Source organism: Bradyrhizobium sp. th-b2 (assembly GCF_000426785.1).
In the GTDB taxonomy this organism is placed as follows: Bacteria; Pseudomonadota; Alphaproteobacteria; order Rhizobiales; family Xanthobacteraceae; genus Bradyrhizobium; species Bradyrhizobium septentrionale.
In genome coordinates, this window is sequence record NZ_AUGA01000001.1 from 357714 (window position 1) to 372183 (window position 14470).

13 protein-coding genes are annotated in these 14470 nt (G+C 66.0%); 5 read left to right on the plus strand and 8 right to left on the minus strand.

The genetic code is table 11. From position 1 onward, the window contains the following. Positions 1-19: 19 nt before the first annotated feature. Genes K359_RS0101745 through K359_RS0101755 form a run of 3 tightly spaced genes read left to right on the plus strand, consistent with a single transcriptional unit; the run spans position 20 to position 4928 of the window. Positions 20-616 carry a hypothetical protein gene (locus tag K359_RS0101745; protein WP_245284484.1) on the plus strand — a complete coding sequence of 199 codons (597 nt, stop codon included), beginning with the start codon at positions 20-22 and terminating at the stop codon, positions 614-616. Continuing rightward, on the plus strand, positions 613-1812 hold the full coding sequence (locus K359_RS50855; RefSeq protein WP_245284485.1) for an efflux RND transporter periplasmic adaptor subunit: 1200 nt from the start codon (positions 613-615) through the stop codon (positions 1810-1812). Before K359_RS0101745 ends, K359_RS50855 begins: the two co-directional genes overlap by 4 nt. After that, a complete protein-coding gene (locus K359_RS0101755; RefSeq protein ID WP_029077787.1) occupies positions 1809-4928 on the plus strand; it encodes an efflux RND transporter permease subunit in 3120 nt (1039 codons plus the stop codon). The genes K359_RS50855 and K359_RS0101755 overlap by 4 nt, the downstream gene beginning before the upstream one ends. On the opposite strand, the gene K359_RS0101760 is transcribed toward K359_RS0101755, so the two are convergent. Beyond that, positions 4923-5879 (minus strand): TetR/AcrR family transcriptional regulator, encoded by a 957-nt coding sequence (locus tag K359_RS0101760; protein WP_084518232.1) that lies wholly within the window; start codon positions 5877-5879, stop codon positions 4923-4925. The genes K359_RS0101755 and K359_RS0101760 overlap by 6 nt on opposite strands. Here K359_RS0101760 and K359_RS0101765 point away from each other — a divergent pair. Both K359_RS0101765 and K359_RS0101770 read left to right on the plus strand, forming a co-directional pair. Further along, positions 5838-7121 (plus strand): HlyD family secretion protein, encoded by a 1284-nt coding sequence (locus K359_RS0101765; protein WP_084518233.1) that lies wholly within the window; start codon positions 5838-5840, stop codon positions 7119-7121. The genes K359_RS0101760 and K359_RS0101765 overlap by 42 nt on opposite strands. Next, positions 7121-8713: a DHA2 family efflux MFS transporter permease subunit gene (locus tag K359_RS0101770; RefSeq protein ID WP_029077790.1), complete on the plus strand. Its 1593-nt coding sequence runs from the start codon at positions 7121-7123 to the stop codon at positions 8711-8713. The genes K359_RS0101765 and K359_RS0101770 overlap by 1 nt, the downstream gene beginning before the upstream one ends. A 72-nt stretch (positions 8714-8785) precedes the next feature. On the opposite strand, the gene K359_RS0101775 is transcribed toward K359_RS0101770, so the two are convergent. From K359_RS0101775 to ctaD, 7 genes are all read right to left on the minus strand, one after another. Then, positions 8786-9547 (minus strand): SURF1 family protein, encoded by a 762-nt coding sequence (locus K359_RS0101775; RefSeq protein ID WP_029077791.1) that lies wholly within the window; start codon positions 9545-9547, stop codon positions 8786-8788. After that, positions 9544-9930: a DUF983 domain-containing protein gene (locus K359_RS0101780; RefSeq protein ID WP_029077792.1), complete on the minus strand. Its 387-nt coding sequence runs from the start codon at positions 9928-9930 to the stop codon at positions 9544-9546. Before K359_RS0101780 ends, K359_RS0101775 begins: the two co-directional genes overlap by 4 nt. 63 nt (positions 9931-9993) lie before the next feature. Next, positions 9994-10890: a cytochrome c oxidase subunit 3 gene (locus K359_RS0101785; RefSeq protein ID WP_029077793.1), complete on the minus strand. Its 897-nt coding sequence runs from the start codon at positions 10888-10890 to the stop codon at positions 9994-9996. A 55-nt stretch (positions 10891-10945) separates the two neighbouring features. After that, entirely contained in the window at positions 10946-11506 is a 561-nt protein-coding gene (locus K359_RS0101790) for a cytochrome c oxidase assembly protein (protein WP_156928331.1), read from the minus strand. Between the two features lie 83 nt (positions 11507-11589). Further along, the gene (locus K359_RS0101795) at positions 11590-11754 is read right to left on the minus strand and encodes a hypothetical protein (RefSeq protein ID WP_029077795.1); all 165 of its coding nucleotides are present in this window, start codon (positions 11752-11754) and stop codon (positions 11590-11592) included. Between the two features lie 39 nt (positions 11755-11793). Then, entirely contained in the window at positions 11794-12732 is a 939-nt protein-coding gene (locus tag K359_RS0101800; protein WP_029077796.1) for a heme o synthase, read from the minus strand. A 61-nt stretch (positions 12733-12793) separates the two neighbouring features. Continuing rightward, complete coding sequence (gene ctaD / locus K359_RS0101805; protein ID WP_029077797.1) at positions 12794-14410, minus strand: cytochrome c oxidase subunit I; 1617 nt, start codon at positions 14408-14410, stop codon at positions 12794-12796. Positions 14411-14470: the final 60 nt, after the last annotated feature.

Consider the following 14470-nt stretch of genomic DNA (forward strand, 5'->3'; position numbering starts at 1 on the left):
CGAGGCCCAGCTTCCGGGCATGTTCCAGAGCCTGCACAGCGCGGTTCCAGCAAGGTCGGTTCGCACCGCGGCGAGCGTGCTGGTCGGTGTCCTCGTCACACCGGATGCAACGGCCGTCGCCATCCCCGAGACCTTCGCGCGCTGGCGGGCGCTGACGCCGCTTGCGACATGGCTGCCGATCGCACTGGGCGAACCGGGCTACGCCGACGTCCTGAGCGGCGTTGCGGCCGCCCTCGCCCGCTCCGGCATGACGCCGCGGCAGCTGATCCTGCTCGGCGAAGGGCCGGTCGCGCGCAGCATGCTCGAACTGGCGCTGCGGGGCGAATTGCCGTGCGGCGGCATCGTCGCGATCGACGTCCCCTGCGGCGCACTGCCGTTTCCCATCGTGCCCACGGTCACTGCGATGCGGCTTGTCATCCGTCGCGAAGGCGATGAGACGCTGCGCGGCAATCTCATTGGCGCGCTGCGCTCAGCCGATCTCGACGCACGCATCATCACGCTCGACCTGACGGCCGGCCGCGGTGCCGGCGCGGCAGCGAGCGTCACTGAAACCTTCGTCCTCGAGCTGGTCGCAACGATCGGCCGCCGGACAATTGATGGAGTTGGCGACCCATGACACCGAAGGCCCTCATGATCACCAGCGCTTGTCTGGCAATTGCCGCCGCAATCGGCGCCGGTGCGTATCTCGTGCACCTGCGCGACGGCCGCACAGATCACGTGCCCGCCACAGCACAGGCCAAGGCCGCCACGCCGGCCGTTCCGGTGACTGCGTCCAAGGTCCGGCAGCACGACGTGCCGATCGTGCTCGAAGGGCTCGGCACGGTGACGCCGATTAACACCGCGACCATCCGCACCCAGGTGCAGGGCACGCTCGACAGCGTCGACTTCGTCGAAGGCAAGCAGGTGAAGCGCGGCGACGTGCTCGCCAAGATCGACCCGCGGGTCTATGAGGCCCAGGTCGATCAGGCCGAGGCCGCGCTGGCCCGCGACGAGGCCGCCCTGAAGAACGCCAGGACCAATGTTTCGCGAACCCAGCCGCTCGCCGACCGCGGCTTTGCCACCCAGCAGCTGCTCGATACCCAGAATTCGCAGGTCGCGCAGGGCGAGGGCACGGTCGCGCTCGACAAGGCGGCGCTGGAAGCCGCGCAAACCCAGCTGAGCTTCACCACCATCACCGCGCCGTTCGACGGCGTCACCGGAATCCGCCGCATCGATCCCGGCAACATCGTGCAGCCGTCCGATCTCAACGGGCTCGTGGTCCTGACCCAGCTGCAGCCGATCGCGGTGATCTTCACGCTGCCGTCCGCCGACATCCCGCGCGTGCAGCAGGCGCTCGCGTCCGGGATCGTGTCGGTCGACGCTTACGATGCCAGGAACACGCGGAAGCTCGACCACGGCAGCCTGATCCTGATCGACAACCAGGTCGACAGCTCGACCGGCACTGTGCGGCTGAAGGCGTCGTTCCCGAACGCCGGCAAGACGCTGTGGCCCGGCACCTTCGTCAACGTCCATCTGACCGTCGCGATCAGCCACAACGCGCTCACCGTGCCGCTGACCGCAGTGCTGCAGGGCCCGAACGGCGCGTTCGCCTATGTGGTCGCTGCGGACAATGTCGTGAGCACGCGCAGCCTCACCACCGGTCAGTCGCGTGACGGGCAGAGCCTGATCGAGCAGGGCCTCGCGGCAGGCGAGACCGTCGTCACCGCCGGCCAGTACCGGCTCAGTCCAGGCGCGACCGCCGAGATCGTGCCCGACGACAAGAAGGACCTGGTCCAGAACGCGACCACCGCCAGCGCAGGCATGCTGCCATGAACATCTCCGAAGGCTTTATCCGCAGGCCGGTCGCAACCGCCTTCCTGGCCATCGCCATCACGCTGGTCGGCATGGTCGCCTTTGTGCGGCTGCCGGTCTCGGCGCTGCCGACGGTGGACACCCCGACCATCCAGGTGACCGCGCAACTGCCTGGCGCCGACCCGCAGACCATGGCCTCCTCGGTCGCGACGCCGCTGGAGCGGCAGTTCGGACAGATCGCGGGCCTGACCGGCATGAGCTCGAGCAGCGGGCTCGGCAACACCCAGATCACGCTGCAATTCGCGCTGAACCGCAGCGTCGATTCGGCCGCGCAGGACGTGCAGACCGCAATCAATGCCGCAGCCGGGCAACTGCCCAAGACAATGCCGTCGCCGCCGACCTTCCACAAGGTCAATCCGGCCGATGTGCCGGTGCTGCTGATCGCGTTGACGTCGGACACCGAGCCGCTGACCAAGGTCGACGATTACGCCGACAGCATTTTGGCCCAGAAATTGTCGCAGGTGCCCGGCGTCGCGCTGGTCACGATCGGCGGCATGCAGAAGCCGTCGATCCGCGTGCAGGTCAATCCGGCCAAGCTCGCCGCCGCAGGCCTCGACCTCGAGCAATTGCGCACCACGCTCGGCAACATCACCGTGAACCAGCCCAAGGGCGTGCTCTACGGCAATCAGCAGGCCTACACGCTTGCCACCAACGACCAGGTGCTGGTCGCGAGCAAGTATGACGATCTGATCATCGCCTATCGCAACGGCGCGCCGGTGCGCCTGCGCGACGTCGGCCAGGCCATCGTCGCCGCGGAAGACGTCACGCTGCACGGCTGGTACAACGACAAGCCCGCCGTCATCCTCGCGATCCAGCGCCAGCCCGGCGCCAACGTGATCAGCACGGTGGACGGCATCAAGAAGCTGCTGCCGCAGCTGGTCTCGGGCCTGCCGTCCGACATCAAGGTCCAGATCGCGTCCGACCGCACCCAGACCATCCGCGCCAGCGTCGCCGACGTGCAGTTCACCCTGCTGTTGACCATCGCGCTGGTGGTCGGCGTGATCTTCCTGTTCCTGCGCAATCTGTGGGCGACCGTCATTCCCGCGGTCTCGGTGCCGATCTCGCTGATCGGCACCTTCGGCGTGATGTATCTGCTCAACTACAGCCTCGATAATCTGTCGCTGATGGGCCTGTCGATCGCGGTCGGCTTCGTCGTCGACGACGCCATCGTGATGATCGAGAACATCTCGCGGCACATCGAGGAGGGTCTCTCGCCGATGCAGGCGACGCTGAAGGGCGCAAAAGAGATCGCCTTCACCATCATCTCGATCTCGGTCTCGCTGGTCGCGGTGTTCATTCCGCTCCTGCTGATGGGCGGCGTGATCGGCCGCATGTTCCAGGAATTCGCCGTAACGGTCTGCGTCGCCATCCTGGTGTCGGTCGTCGTCTCGGTGACCCTGACGCCGATGATGTGCGCCTATCTGCTGTCGCCGAACCCTGGCGCCGATGCCGGGCGGGTGTCGCGCGCGCTCGAGCGCGGCTTCGTCGCGATCGAGACCGGCTACGAGCGGCTGCTCGCCGTGGCGTTGCGCTTCAAGGCCACGACGCTGTCCATCATGCTGGCCAGCATCGTGGTGACCGGCCTGCTGTTCGTTGCCATCCCCAAGGGCTTCTTTCCCCAGCAGGACACCGGCATGATCACCGGAATCACGGAAGCATCGGCGGACGTCTCGCCGGCGCAGATGGCGGCCTTGCAGCGCAGCGCCATCGACATCATCGCAAAGAACCCCGGGGTCGCCAATGCGACCGGCTATATCGGCCCGGGCGGCCCAACGGTGACCGAGAACAATGGCCGCCTGTTCGTGCTGCTGAAGCCAAAAGCGGAGCGCTCCGCTTCCGCGGACCAGGTGATCCGGCAGCTCGACACCGCGCTGCAGAAGATCAAGGGAATGTCGGTGTTCCTGCAGGCTACGCAGGACATCAATCTCGCCAGCCGCCTGTCCAAGACGCAATATCAGTACACGCTCACCGATGTGAACCAGGACGAGCTCAATCTGTGGGCCGGCAAGCTGTATCAGACGCTGAAGACGCTGCCGGAGCTCGCTGACGTCGCCACCGACCAGGCTAATGCCGCGCGCCAGCTCAAGCTCGAGATCGACCGCGACGCCGCCGCCCGCCTCGGCATCGATCCGGCGGCGGTGGACAACACGCTCTATGATTCCTTTGGCCAGCGCCATGTCGCGCAGCTGTTCACGGCGCTTAACACCTATTACGTGATCCTCGAGGTCGATCCGTCGTTCCAGCTCGGCCCCTATGCGCTGAACCGCATCTATATCCGCTCGTCCACCGGATCGATGGTGCCGCTCAGCCAGATCGCGAGCATCGACTACGGCACCGCGCCGCTCGCCGTGAACCATCAGAGCCAGTTCCCGTCGGTGACGCTGAGCTTCAACCTCGCGCCCGGCGCGGCGGTGGGAACGGCGGTCGCCGCGATCCAGAAGGCGACCGCCGAGATGCACATGCCCTCGACCGTTGCCACCAGCTTCCAGGGCAATGCGCAGGCGTTCCAGGCGGCACTCGCCAGCACGCCGGTGCTGATCGTCGCGGCGATCGTTGCGGTCTATCTGATCCTCGGCATGCTCTATGAAAGCACCATCCATCCGGTCACGATCCTCTCCACCCTTCCCTCCGCCGGCCTCGGCGCGCTGCTTGCGCTATGGGCCTTCGGCTTCGGCCTCGACGTGATCGGGCTGATCGGCATCATCCTCCTGATCGGCATCGTGAAGAAGAACGGCATCATGCTGATCGACTTCGCGCTGGAGGCGGAACGCCACCAGCACCTCTCTGCCGAGCGGTCGGTCTATCTGGCCTGCAAGGCGCGCTTCCGCCCGATCCTGATGACGACGATGTGCGCCATGCTCGGCGGCGTGCCGCTGATGATCGGCACCGGAACGGGGTCCGAGCTGCGCCAGCCGCTCGGCTTTGCGATCGTCGGCGGGTTGATCGTCTCGCAGCTGATGACGCTGTTCACGACGCCGGTCGTCTACATCTATCTCGACGACATCAGGCGATGGCTGGGCGGCCTGCGCGGAGGCGCGCGGCAGGCCGCATCTCGCCGGTCCGAGGCAGCGTCATAGAGGCGCTCCCCAGCCGGTCCTGCATGCGGCGACGAAGAACGCGACGCCGCGTGCAACATGATCATCGATCTCGGGGTCGAGCACTTTCAGGTCCACCTCGAACAGCGCCCGAAGCAGCATCGGCACCGCGATGATGTCCAGGAACAGGCGCGCCGTTGTCGGCAGTTGCTCCGGGGCGAAGGCGGGCAACTTGCCGAGTTCATCGGATTGCGTCAGGTCGCGCAGCAGGTGAACGCCGAGCTCGGTGGCGAGCGCGCGCGCCCTGCGGTTGACGGTGGCAGCAAGATCCGGAAAGCGATGCGCCTCCGCGATGGCGAGCCGCATCAGTCCGATCCGATCGGCGTCAAGGCCCCAATGCAGCAGGGTCGAGGCAACGCTGGTGAGACGCTCCTCGACCGTCGCGCCGACCGGCGCATCCGCCTTGAACTCGGCGATCCGCGACAGGATGTCCCGCGTCACCACCTCGGTAAACAGCGCGCGCTTGTCGCGGAAGCGTGCATAGATCGTGCGCTTGCCGGAGCGCGCGGCCTCGGCGATCTCGTCGATGCTCGCGCCCTCGAACCCGCGCTGCAGAAAAACCTTGCGCGCCGCATTCAGGATGCGCCCGTCGACCTCGCCGGCCAGCTCCTTTGGCGGCCGGCCGGCACGCACCTCGACCGGACTCGCCTTGGGAGCCCGCGGCTTCTTCAAGGTGCTGGTGGTCATCGCCTCTACCCGGGTGCCGTTGGCCGGTCGCGCCGGCAACAACAGATGATATAGCCCTATCACATCTGGTTGTAAATAGAACGGTACAGTTCCGTTTCTATTGACGCCGCGCTGCCACCGGACTACTTGCCGCATAGAAACGAAACTGTTTCGTTCCTTTATGCAGGCCCGAACGGACCTCGCCGGACAGCAGGAGCCGCCATCATGTTCGAAGACACTGTTTTGGAGCGCGACCAGGAGGGGCATCCGGGCATCGAGGGCTCGCCCCCGGTGCCGGCCCCGCACGAAGCCGATGCCAAATCCGACCAGCCGGAGATCACCGCGAAGGCTCCCGCGCCGGAGCGTCCAGCCGGCAAGCAGCCCGCGCCACCGCAAACAGTCCCACCGGAGGTTACCGGCAAGGCGCCGCGGCGCGGTTTCCTGCGCCGCCGTCCGGTCGTCTCCGCGATCGGCGCCGTGCTGCTCGCCGCCGCGGTCGGCGGTGGCACCCTCTATATGGATTACACAGACCATTTCGAATCCACCGACGACGCCTTCATCGCGGCGCGGCAGTCCGCCCTCGCACCAAAAGTCTCCGGCTACATCACCGCCGTTCCGGTCACCGACAACCAGCATGTCACAGCCGGCGACGTGATCGCCCGCCTCGACGACCGCGACTATCTCGTCGCGCTGGCGCAGGCCGAGGCCCAGGTCGCGGCCGCGCAGGCCAGCATCGAGAATGTCGATGCGCAGCTCGATGTGCAGCAGGCGCAGATCGCCGCCAACCAGGCCCAGGTGGACCAGGCGCACGCGGCGCTGGTGTTCGCCCAGCAGCAGGCAACGCGCTTCCAGCATCTGGAGCAGACCGGCTACGGCACGGTGCAGAATTCCGAGCAGTACACCTCGCAACTGCATCAGCAGCAGGCCGCGCTGCTGAGCGCGCAGGCGACGCTCAATCTCGCGCAGCGCCAGGTCGAGTCGCTGAAGGCGCAGCGCAAGAGCGCGGTCGCCAATCTCGCCCAGGCCGAGGCGCAGCGCGACCAGGCGCAACTCAATCTGTCCTACACGACCGTGACCGCCGCGCAGCCGGGCCGCGTCGTCAACCTCTCGGCTGCGGTCGGCCAGTTCGCGCAGGCCGGCACCAACCTGACCATGTTCGTGCCCGACCAGACCTGGGTCACCGCGAACTTCAAGGAGATCCAGCTTAACAAGATGCGCCCTGGCAAGAAGGTGACGCTGAAGATCGACGCCTATCCCGGACGCACGATCAATGGCCATGTCGAGAGCGTGCAGCCCGGCTCCGGCACCGCGTTCTCGTTGCTGCCGGCGCAGAACGCCACCGGCAACTACGTCAAGATCGTGCAGCGCGTGCCGGTCAAGATCGTGATGGACAATCCGCCGACCGACGTCGCGCTCGGGCCGGGCATGTCGGTGGTACCGACGGTGCGGATCGACGCCGCGCCGTCGCTGCTCGAGCGTCTTGAGAAGCTGAATCTCGGGAGGCTGTGATGAGTGCCGCAGCGATCGACGCCAAAGCCATGCCGGCTCCAGCCGTCAGCATCAATCCCTGGCTGATCGCCATCGTGGTTGCGCTCGCGAGCTTCATGGAGGTGCTCGACAGCACCATCGCCAACGTCGCGCTGCCCTATATCGCCGGCGGCATGGGGGTGAGCGAGGACGAAGCCTCCTGGGTGGTCACCTCCTATCTGGTTTCCAACGCCATCATCCTGACCGCGTCCAGCTTTCTCGCCCGAATGCTGGGGCGCAAGCGGTTCTTCCTGATCTGCCTCGGCATCTTCACGGTCTCTTCGATCCTGTGCGGCTTCGCCTCGAGCCTCAACGCGCTGCTGCTGTTCCGCATCCTGCAAGGCCTCGGCGGTGGCGGCATGGTGCCGGTGGCGCAGTCGATCCTCGCGGATGCGTTTCCGCCGGCCAAGCGCGGACAAGCGTTTGCGGTGTTCGGCATCGCCGTGGTGGTGGCGCCGGTGGTCGGGCCGACGCTCGGGGGCTGGCTGTCCGACAATCTGTCCTGGCACTGGTGTTTTCTGATCAACGCCCCGGTCGGCGCGTTTGCGACCATCCTGATCGCGGCAGTGCTGCAGGAGCCTGCAAAGAAGGCCAAGCCGCAACGGCAGGAGGCCGGTTTCGATGTCATCGGCTTCGCGCTAGTCGCGACCTTCCTCGGCGCGCTCGAGGTGATGCTCGACCGCGGCCTCGAGGACGACTGGTTCGCCTCGTCCTTCATCGTCACATCAGCGGTGATCTGCGGCGCGGCGTTCGTGCTGATGATCCCGTGGGAGATGACCCGGCGCAATCCGATGATCGACCTCAGGATGGTCGCGACCCGGCAGTTCGGCGCCTGCTTCCTGGTGATGCTGGCGACCGGCGCCATCCTGCTTGCGACCACGCAATTTTTGCCGCAGCTGGTGCAGCAGGATTTCGGCTACACCGCGACCTGGGCCGGCCTCGTGCTCTCGCCCGGCGGCCTCGTCACCATGGCGATGATGTTTGTGGTCGGCCGCCTCGCCGCCAAGGTGCAGCCGAAATATTTGATCGTGCTCGGCGCGCTGGTGATCGCCGCCTCGATGTACAGCATGACCAACGTCTATGGCGATCTCGGCTTCTGGTTCATGGCGCGCTCGCGCATGCTGATCGGCGTCGGCCTGCCGCTGATCTTCGTGCCAATCATGGCGGCGTCCTATGACGGCATCCCGCCTGACAAGACCGACCATGCCTCCGCGCTGATCAACGCGGCGCGCAACACCGGCGGCTCGATCGGCGTCTCGATCGTGTCCAACGTGCTGACGCATCGCCAGCAGTTCCACCAGAGCCGGCTGGTCGAGCAGGTGACGCCGTCAAGCCCGCAATATCAGGACACGCTGCACCAGGTCACCGACTTCTTCGTCGCCCAGGGCAATTCGCTGGCGCAGGCGCACCAACAGGCGATCCAGTGGATCGGCCAGCAGGTGCAGACCCAGGCCTCGTTCCTGTCCTACATGGACGCGTTCTGGGTGCTGATGCTGATCTCGCTCTCGGCCATCCCGTTGGCGCTGACCTTGCGCAAGGTCAAGCTCGGCGGCCCCGCCCCTGTCGGCCATTGAGCCTCGCCGCGAAAGGAAATTTTCGAAAGCGCGTCGCCCTTCCGGCGGCGCGCTCTCAGTTGGCGCCTTCCCTCAACCCGCCCTGCGCCGCTGGCCGCGCCACCACAGGCCGAAGGCGATCGTGACCGCGGCGGCGAGCGAGAACCAGGTGATGGCGTACTGCATGTGGTCGTCCTTGAGCCGCACCTTGAGCGGCCCGGGCTTCGGCGTGCCGCTCTCCGGCACCGGCGCCTCGAGGTCGATGTAGAACGGTGCGACCTCACCCCAGCCGAGCGCCTGCGCCATCGCGCGGTGATCGCGCACGAACCATAGCCGCTTTGTCGGATCTTCCTTCGGCGTCAGCCGGCCCGGCGGCTCCGGAAAGCGGATGTAGCCGGTGAGTTCGACCGGCGCGCCGGTGGCGAGGCGGCCGGCGACACGATCCTCGAAAGCGCGGTCCTGCATCGTGTTCTGGACGAAGCCGGCGTTGACCACGACGGTCTCGCCGCTGGCGAGCTTAGCCGGCAGGAACGCCCAGGTGCCGGGCCCGCTGATGTCGTCGCGCACCGCGGAGCCCGAGCTGAACACCATCGCGTCAGGCTGTTTCGCGTAGGTCACGGTCAGGGTGACGCGGCGGAATTCGTCCCTCGCCGAAGTCAGCGTGGGCCACGCCGACGGCGGCGGCAGCGCCTCGGTCGGAGCGGCGAGCCGCACGTCGAGCGCTGCGATCAGCGCATGCTTCTCGACCCTGCGCTGCAATTGCCAGACGCCTAGCGCGATGCACACCGCGATCAGGATCAACGTGAAAATGCCGAAGCCGGCCGCGCTCGGCCGGTGCGTCGTCTTGTCATTCATTGCGGGTCGCGCTCGATCAATTGGCCTTCGGCGGCCTTGTGGTGGAATTGCAGCGCGATCAGCAGCGCCTTCATCGAACGCAGCGGCAGGATCGTGGTCACCACGATCAGCGGCAGCCACAGCGCGGCATGCACCCAGAACGGCGGCTGGTACTTCACCTCGACGATCAGCGCCGCCGCGACCACGATGGCGCCGGCCAGCATGATGACGAAGATCGCCGGCCCGTCACCGGCATCGATGAAGGCGAAGTCGAGGCCGCAGGCCTGGCAGCGCGGCGCCAGCGTCAGGAAGCCGGAATAGAGCTTGCCCTTGCCGCAGCGCGGACAGCGGCAGGCAATGCCGCGGATCGCGCTCTCGGTCACAGTGGGCGGGGTATCCGTCATCGGGTCTCTTCAAATGCAAAGGGGCGGCCATCCGGCCGCCCCTCTTAGCACGTCGGCGTGCGGTTAGTGTGCGCCGTGGGCCATCGCCTCGGCGCCGCGACCCCAGACGTAGATGCAGATGAACAGGAACAGCCAGACCACGTCGACGAAGTGCCAGTACCAGGCAGCGAACTCGAAGCCCAGGTGCTGCTTCGGCGTGAAATGACCGGCATAGGCGCGGATCAGGCAGACCAGCAGGAAGATGGTGCCGACCAGCACGTGGAAGCCGTGGAACCCGGTCGCCATGAAGAAGGTCGAGCCATAGACGTTGCCGCCGAACGAGAACGTCGCGTGGGCGTATTCATAGGCCTGCACGCAGGTGAAAAGGGCGCCGAGGATCACGGTCAGGATCAGGCCCTGCTTCAGGCCCTGGCGGTCGTTCTCCAGCAGCGCATGGTGCGCCCAGGTGACGGTGGTGCCGGAGGTCAAGAGCAGCAGCGTGTTGAGCAGCGGCAGATGCCAGGGATCGAAGGTCTCGATGCCGTGCGGCGGCCAGGTGCCGGGGACGGAGCAGGCGCCCATCGCACTGCCGGCGCCGCAGCCGAACACCGCGTCGCGGGTGGCATGCACCGCATCGGCCGGGAACAGCGCCGAATTGAAGAAGGCCCAGAACCAGGCGACGAAGAACATCACCTCGGAGGCGATGAACAGGATCATGCCATAGCGGTGGCTGATCTGCACCACGCGGGTGTGGTCGCCTTTGTACTGGGCTTCCTTGATCACGTCGCCCCACCAGCTCGCCATGGTGTAGAGCACGCCGATGGTGCCGACCCCGAACACGATCGGGGCGGCCGAATACATGTGGTGCATCCAGCCGATCGCGCCGACCGCCATGATGAAGGCCGAGATCGAACCGACCACCGGCCACGGGCTCGGGTCGACGAGATGATAGTCGTGATGCTTGACTTGCGCCTCAGCCATTGCCGTCTCTCCATTCGCGTGCCGCGAGGCACGTCTTAAGTCTTTAATTCCAGAACTAGCCGCCCTTGCGCTGCTCCGCCTCGCCCGCCGCCACGGGCTTCGGCGCGGCGTCGCGCACGGGGAAGAAAGTGTAGGACAAAGTGATCGTCTTCAGCGTGTCGTTCTCGCTGTCCTTGGCCAGCGCCGGATCGACATAGAATACGACGGCCATCTCGCGCTTTTCGCCGGGCGCCAAGGTCTGTTCCGTGAAGCAGAAGCAGTTGATCTTCTGGAAATAGGCGCCGACCGTCAGCGGCGCGACGTTGTAGGACGCCTGTGCGGTGGTGGTGCGGGCCGACTGGTTGGTCACGGTGTAATAGACGGTGACGACCTGGCCGATCTTGACGTCGATATTGTTCTGCTCCGGCTCGAACTTCCAGGGCAGGCCCGGCGCGACGTTGGAATCGAAGCTGACGGTGATGGTGCGCTCGAGCGGCGCATCCGAAGGCAGCGAGGTCGCGACCTGGGTGGTGCCGTTGAAGCCGGTGGTGCGGCAGAACCAGTTGTAGAACGGCACGGCCGCGTAGGACGCGCCGAGCATCAGCACCACGACGAAGCCGCAGATCGACGCCACCATCGTATCGCGCGACAGCGTGCGGCGCGTGACCTTGGCGCGCTCGCCTTGCGGTGCCTCGGTGCTGCGCTGGTTCGCCGTCTCACTCATAGCGGCCGCACCAGCACGGCTGGCCCCTTGACGATGGTGACCGCGAAGAACAGCAGGACCATGACGCCGAGCGCGAGCGCAATGGCGATCGAGCGCTGGCGCCGGCTCCTGAGCTGCGCCTCGGTGAGGACGATTCCGTCTGGTTCGCGTTTCTCGTCCATTGATGTCCCATGCGCCCCCATCTCGCCCCCGGGCGTTCCCTATCCGATCAAGACAGGCGCAATCGCGCGGACCACGACCTCGGCGAGGAGGACGGCAAACAGCGCGAACAGATAAAGGATCGAGAACGCGAACAGCCGGCGGGTGGCGCGGTTGGCCGCAACACCCTCGCGGCGACGATAGACCTCGATGGCAAGCCATAGCATGCCGGCGCCGAGCACCAGCGAGGTGACGCCGTAGATCGCGTCGAAATAGCCGAGCGGCCACGGCGCCAGCGCCACCGCGACCAGCACGATGGTGTAGAGCAGTATCTGCAGGCGGGTCGCGTCGGGACCGGCAACCACCGGCAGCATCGGAATGCCGGCGCGCGCGTAGTCGTCGCTGCGGAACAGCGCCAGCGCCCAAAAATGCGGCGGGGTCCAGAAGAAGATGATCAGGAACAGCAGGATCGGCTCGACCGAGAGCGAGCCGGTCGCGGCCGCCCAGGCCACCACCGGCGGCAGCGCGCCGGCGGCGCCGCCGATCACGATGTTCTGCGCGGTCCAGCGCTTCAGCCACATCGTGTAGACCACGGCATAGAAGAAGATGGTGAAGGCAAGCAGCGCGCCCGCCACCCAGTTGACCAGGATGCCGAGCGTCATCACCGAGAAGAAGGCGAGCGTGATGCCGAACGCGGCGGCCTCGGTCGGGGTGATGCGCCCGCGCGGGATCGGCCGGTTGGCGGTGCGCGTCATCAACGCATCGACGTCGTTCTCATAGGCCATGTTGAGCGCGCCGGAGGCGCCGGCGCCGACCGCGATGCACAGGATCGAGGTGAACGCCAGCACCGGATGCACATGCACCGGCGCGATCATCAGTCCGACCAGCGCGGTGAAGATCACCAGCGACATCACGCGCGGCTTCAACAGCGCGATGTAATCGCCCACTTCGGCCTCGGAGATCCGGGGCAACTCGATGGCATTGTGATCGACAACCGACAAGATCAGGTTCCGCTTCTATAAAGCGCACGGCGCACTTTGGGTGCGCCGCGCGGTGTTGGAATTACTGCACGCGCGGCAGCACTTCGAACTGGTGGAACGGCGGCGGCGAGGTCAGCGTCCACTCCAGCGTGGTCGCACCCGCGCCCCACGGATTGTTCGCGGCCTGCTCCTTGCGGACGAAGGCATCGATCACGCCGTAGATGAAGATCAGCACGCCGATGCCGGAGATGTAGGAGCCCCAGGAGGAGATCAGGTTCCAGCCGGCGAACGCATCCGGATAGTCGACATAGCGGCGCGGCATGCCCGACAGGCCGAGGAAGTGCTGCGGGAAGAACACCAAGTTGACGCCGATGAAGGTGAACCAGAAGTGCGCCTTGGCGATGGTCTCCGAGTACATGTAGCCGAACATCTTCGGGAACCAGTAGTACCAGCCGGCGAAGATGCCGAACACGGCGCCGAGCGACAGCACGTAGTGAAAGTGCGCCACCACGTAGTAAGTGTCCTGCAGCACTCGGTCGACGCCGGCATTGGCCAGCACCACGCCGGTGACGCCGCCGACGGTGAACAGGAAGATGAAGCCGATCGCCCAGATCATCGGCGCCTTGAACTCGATCGAGCCGCCCCACATCGTGGCGATCCAGGAGAAGATCTTCACGCCGGTCGGCACCGCGATCACCATCGTGGCGGCGACGAAATAGGCCTGCGTCGCCGACGACATGCCGACGGTGTACATGTGGTGCGCCCACACCACGAAGCCGATGCCGCCGATCGCGACCATGGCGTAGGCCATGCCGAGATAGCCGAACACCGGCTTGCGCGAGAAGGTGGAGACGATCTGGCTGACCATGCCGAAGGCCGGCAGGATCAGGATGTACACTTCGGGGTGGCCGAAGAACCAGAACAGATGCTGGAACAGCACCGGGTCGCCGCCGCCGTCGGCGGCAAAGAAGGCGGTGCCGAAATTGCGGTCGGTCAGCAGCATGGTGATCGCACCGGCGAGCACCGGCAGCGACAGCAGAAGCAGGAACACCGTCACCAGGATCGACCACACGAACAGCGGCATCTTGTGCAGGGTCATGCCTGGCGCGCGCATGTTGAAGATCGTGGTGATGAAGTTGATGGCGCCGAGGATCGACGACGCACCGGCCAGATGCAGCGACAGGATCGCGAAATCGACCGCCGGACCCGGATGGCCCGAGGTCGACAGCGGCGCGTAGATGGTCCAGCCCGCGCCGACGCCGTTGGCGCCCGGCTCACCCTCGACGAAGGTCGACATCAGGAGCAGCGCGAACGAGGCCGGCAGCAGCCAGAACGAGATGTTGTTCATGCGCGGGAACGCCATATCAGGCGCGCCGATCATCAGCGGTACCATCCAGTTGCCGAACCCGCCGATCATCGCCGGCATGACCATGAAGAAGATCATGATCAGACCGTGCGAGGTCACGAACACGTTATAGGTGTGCGTCTCGTGGAATATCTGGACGCCCGGATACATCAACTCGGCACGGATCGCGATCGACATCGCGGCGCCGATGATGCCCGCGATCACCGCAAAGACCAGGTACATCGTACCGATGTCCTTGTGGTTCGTGGAGTAGAGATAGCGCCGCCATCCGGTCGGATGGTGGGCGTGATCATCATGGGCGTGATCGTCGTGTGTCGCTGCGCCTGTCGCCATGTTCAAAATCCTGCCTTGCAGTCCCTCTTGGACCTTGCGGTCCCGTCGCCCTTATTCCAT